The organism is Lentzea sp. NPDC060358 (genome assembly GCF_042725365.1).
Classification (GTDB): Bacteria; Actinomycetota; Actinomycetes; order Mycobacteriales; family Pseudonocardiaceae; genus Lentzea.
Genome location: NZ_JBHXCW010000388.1, coordinates 1 through 4,508 on the forward strand (window position 1 = coordinate 1; position 4,508 = coordinate 4,508).

General features: G+C 72.1%; 4 protein-coding genes. 1 reads left to right on the top strand and 3 read right to left on the bottom strand.

Annotated features, from left to right (window positions below; translation table 11 throughout):
- Window positions 1–41: 41 nt before the first annotated feature.
- The 3 genes from ACFWGZ_RS39675 to ACFWGZ_RS39685 form a co-directional block, all read right to left on the bottom strand.
- Window positions 42–1,151, bottom strand: a complete 1,110-nt coding sequence (locus ACFWGZ_RS39675) for a TolB family protein (protein ID WP_382456746.1) — start codon at window positions 1,149–1,151, stop codon at window positions 42–44.
- Between the two features lie 266 nt (window positions 1,152–1,417).
- Entirely contained in the window at window positions 1,418–1,903 is a 486-nt protein-coding gene (locus ACFWGZ_RS39680) for a DUF2690 domain-containing protein (protein ID WP_382456747.1), read from the bottom strand.
- A 166-nt stretch (window positions 1,904–2,069) separates the two neighbouring features.
- Entirely contained in the window at window positions 2,070–3,047 is a 978-nt protein-coding gene (locus ACFWGZ_RS39685; protein WP_382456748.1) for an ArsR/SmtB family transcription factor, read from the bottom strand.
- 88 nt (window positions 3,048–3,135) lie between these two features.
- On the opposite strand from ACFWGZ_RS39685, the gene ACFWGZ_RS39690 reads away from it, so the two are divergent.
- On the top strand, window positions 3,136–4,508 hold a 1,373-nt coding region (locus ACFWGZ_RS39690), incomplete at its 3' end, for a BTAD domain-containing putative transcriptional regulator (RefSeq protein WP_382456749.1).

Sequence of the window (4,508 nt, forward strand, 5' to 3'; positions counted from 1 at the left end):
CCCTTCGTCCGCGCGCGGCCAGTGGACCGCACGCCCGCGGCCTACTTCTCCCTGAGCAGGTACACGTTGCCGTTGCCGTCCGCGTCGCTGTTGAAGATCAGGTCCGTGTCGTTGATGAACGAGGCGTGCGGGTGCACCGACTCCGTCTCCGAGGTGCTGCGGTGCTTGAACATCTGCACGGTGTCGACCTTGTTCGTGCCGGGCCTGATGTAATAGAAGTAGATGTAGGGCGTCGAGCCCTTGTGGCCGTCGCCCTGGATGATCGTCCGCGCGGGGTTCATGGCGAAGTGGTTGCTGCTCTGCTCGATGTCGTAGCTGAGGAACTCCTCCTTGCGGATGTTGTAGGTCACCACCTGCTTGTCCGAGTCACCGTCCTCGCGCTGCGCGAACGCGGCATCGCGTCCGTTGGACTCCCAGAACGGGTGCACCCCGTGGTCCTCCGGGCCGGTCAGCATCGTCCGCTTCCCGGTCGCGATGTCCACCAGGCCGATCTGGCCGTTGTCGTCCTCGTTCTCGGGCAGGACGTGGAAGAGCAGCGTGTCGCCGTGCACCGGGTTGATCAGCACGTGGTCGACCTTGCCGTCGATCCTCCTGACCGTCTTCATGTTCCCCGACCGCACGTCGATGAGAACCAGCGTGGACCGGTCTTCCTCCTCCTCGTACAGCGACGCGGCGATCGTCTTGCCGTCCGAGGTGAGCGACGGGATGCCCTTGACGTCGTACTTGTCCGGGACGGTGCGGATCTCCTTCTCGAGGAACGGCGGGCGCAGGCTGACGCTCGTGAACGTGCGGTTCTCGACGTAGAAGGCCTCCTCGGTCGCCGGCGAGACGTTGGCGTGGTCGCCGTCGATGTCCTCGGAGTCCGTCACCTGCACGAACTTCCCGTTCTCGAGCGACATCAGGTACAGGTTCTCGTGCCCGTCCCGCTCCGACATGAACACCACGGAGTCGAGCGAGGGGACGTACGGGTCCACGTCGAGGTACATCTTGTTGTCGAGCGCCGAGGACGTGGTGAGCTGAACGACCTCGTAATCGGGGTCCAGCGCGGGCAGCGTTCTCCACTCCGCACCGAATCGCGACCCCTTTCCTGATTCGGCGGCGGACTCCTCGGCGAGCGCGGCACAGGAGAACCCCAGCAAGCCAACGGACACGAGAAAAGCCACGGTTGCTTTCACGAGAAAAGACCCTTCAGGTCACAACGCGAGAGAGAGACAGGCCGTTCTCGACTATAGAAATCGGGGTGACAGTCCACAACGGATTCAACCTCACCCTTTCGAGTGGAGCGGAAGTGGGATTTCCCGCGGAGGATTTCCACTCCGTCACCACACCGCTGTTGTTCCACTCGAACGGGAACCAGACGTGCCCCCGGGCGGACCGAAGTCGCCCGGGGGCACGCGGGTCACGTCCGGGACAGGGCTCAGGAAGCCCAGTTCCCGCACGTCCAGCCGCTGGTGGTGAGCCGGTCGCAGGCCCGGACGCGGTCGTCCGAGCGGTTGGCGACCATGGTCGTCCAGTAGGCGCCCACCTGGCCCGCTCCGATGGTCACGGTCCGGAAGTCCAGCGCGACCCAGTTGCTGCCGACGAGGCGCTGGGTCTCGACCGCGACCTCGCGGGTGAAGCAGCACGGGTTGGCGTCGAAGAAGACCCGTGCCCAGCGCGCGTTGCACGCGCTGCTGTGGCGCACGACCACGCTGTAGTTCCGGCCGGCCCACTCGAGGTAGCTCGTGCCGGCCAGGTCCGTCGCCGCGCACCCCTGCGCCTGCGGGTCGAGGCCGGTGCAGCCCGCGCCGTTGCACGCGGCCTGGGCGGAGGCGTTGCCGCCCATGACGATCCCTGCGACCACCACGGACAACACGAGCAGCACTCTCGCGATCGCGGACTTCACACTCTTTCCACTGCGCACGACTATCCCCTTTGGACGGCGGGACCCCTGTTCCCGCTCAACGGTTTCCGGTGTGGTTCGGTACAGCTCGCGCACGCCTCGACGAGGGCGCGCGGCATCGCCCGCGGCCGGGGTCGGGCAGACCGCGGTCGCGGGAGGACGGGTGGTGAGGAGTGCGGCCGGTGGCCTACCGGGGCGGGCCCGAGGTCTCCAGCAGCGCGATCCCCAGCGGTGTCAGCGTGTGCAGCACCGAGGGACCGTCACGGTGGGTAGTGATCAGGCCCGCGGCGCGCAGCACGGCGGCGTGGCGGCTCGCCGAGGCCAGCGACGTGGAGAGCCGCTGGGCCAGCTGGGTGGTCGTCGCTCCCGCCCGCTCCCCCACCGCCAGCAGCACGGCCGCGCGCGTCGGGCCCATCAGCGCCTCGAGTCCGCCGGCGGCCAGGCTCTGCCAGCGCAGCTCGGGGTCGACCGGGTAGATCAGCGCGGGCGGCATGGCGGGGTCGGCCAGCGACAGCGGCAGCCGCTGGCAGAAGAACGACGGGATCAGCAGCAGCCCCCGCCCCTGCAGGTGCAGGTCGCGGTCGACGCCGTACTCGACCTCCAGCACCGGCGCCTCCCAGCGGGCCGCCGGCAGCGTGGCGAGCAGGCCCTCCACGCCCTGCTGGGCCAGCACGCGGGACCGGCGGGCGCGGTCGGCGGCCACGGCGGACCGGATCGCCCGGTCGTGCGGGGCGACCACCGCGGAGTGGAACCCGCGCAGCACGGAGGCGACGCCCCGCAGCACCGCGGGCCTGCCCTCGGCCAGCGCCTGGAACCGGGGCGGCACGGGCGAGTTCTCCGCCAGGCGGGACAGTTCCGCGCGCAACCTGCGGCGCGGGGTCGACATCATCGCCTCCAGCCCCTCCTCGAGGCCGCGGGCGCCCTCGGGCGGGGTCAGGAAGTCCGGGAAGTACGGCCCCTGCGGCGTCAGCACCGCCAGCAGGGCCGTTCCCGCGCGCACTCCGGGCGGCCCGCCGCGCAGCAGCGAGCGCTTCCACTCGCCGAACGCGGGGTCCTGGTCCGCGAAGTTGAGCCGGAAGCCGCTGTGCATCACCTCCCACAGCGGGTCGCCGTCGTCGGCGAGGCGTGTCCTGCCCAGGTCCCGCATCGTGAAATGGATGCGCAACGACGCCATGTGCCCCCCAGCAGGATGTTTCCACGTCAGCGCAAACATCCTTCCCGGCGGGCGCACCCCGTGTCCATGCTGTGCCGCCGTGGTCGGCAACGGAGCACTGGGGGTGTTGCGGGTGGAGATCGTGCTGCTGGGAACGGTCGGGGCCAGATCCGGCGGGGCCGAGGTGGACGTCGGGGTGCGCAAGCACCGGTTCGTGCTGGCGCTGCTCGCGCTGGAGGCGAACTCCGTGGTGGCGACCGACCGGATCGTCGACGTCGTGTGGCGCGACGGACCGCCGCGGTCGGCGCGGCGCATGGTGCACGGCATCGTGAGCGGTCTGCGTTCGGCGTTGACCAGGCACGCCGCCGACGAGGTCCGGCTGGTCAGCGAGGGCGGCGGCTACGTGCTGCGGTGCGACCCGCTGCGGGTGGACGCGCACCGGTTCCGGGCGCTGCTGCGGCAGGCGCGCACCGCCGGTGACGACGCGCGGCGGCTGGCCGTGCTGGACGAGGCGCTGGCGCTGTGGCGCGGCCCGGCGCTCGCGGGCATCGCGGCCGGCGGTGTGCGCGACGGGCTCTCCCGCGGTCTGGAGGAGGCACGGCTGGGCGCCCTGGAGGACCGGCTCGACGCGCTCCGGCGCCTGGGCCTGCCCGCCGCCGTCGACGAACTGTTCGACCTGCACCGCGAGCACCCGCAGCGGCCCCGCCCGGTGGAGCACCTGATGCGGGCGCTGCACCGGGCCGGCCGCACGCCCGAGGCGCTGGAGGTCTACCGGCGGGCACGGGCGGCGCTGGCCCGCGAGCACGGCCTGGACCTCTCCGCCGACGTCGAGCGGCTGCACCTCGCGATCCTGCGGGGCGAGACCGACCAGCCGCCGCCCGCCCCGGTCGCCGTGCCCGCGCAGCTGCCCGCCGACCTCGCGCACCTGGCCGGCCGCGACGCGGTGGGGGCGGCGCTGGTCCGCACCACGTCCGCGGCGCGCGGCGGGCTGGTGGTGTGCGCGGTCGACGGCATGGCCGGGGCCGGGAAGACGGCGCTGGCCGTGCGGGCCGCGCACCACCTCGGCCGGGACTTCCCCGACGGGCGGCTGTTCCTGGACCTGCACGGCTTCACCTCCGGTAGGGCGCCGGTGGCACCGCTCGACGCGCTGCGGCACCTGCTGGGGTCGTTCGGCGTGGACGACGTGCCCACCGACACCGACAGCGCCGCCGCGCGGTGGCGCAGCCTGACGGCCGGACGGCGCGTGCTGCTGTTGCTGGACAACGCTTCCTGCGACGCGCAGGTGGCGCCGCTGCTGCCCGGCGGTCCCGGTTGCGCGGTGGTGGTCACCAGCCGGCGGCGGCTGACCGCCGGCGGGCGTGCCGTGCCGCTGTCGCTGCACCCGCTGGGTCCCGGCGCGGCCGGCGAGGTGTTCCGCGCCGCCGCGGGACTGCCGTCGGACGTCCCCACCGGGGAGGTCACGGCGTTGTGCGG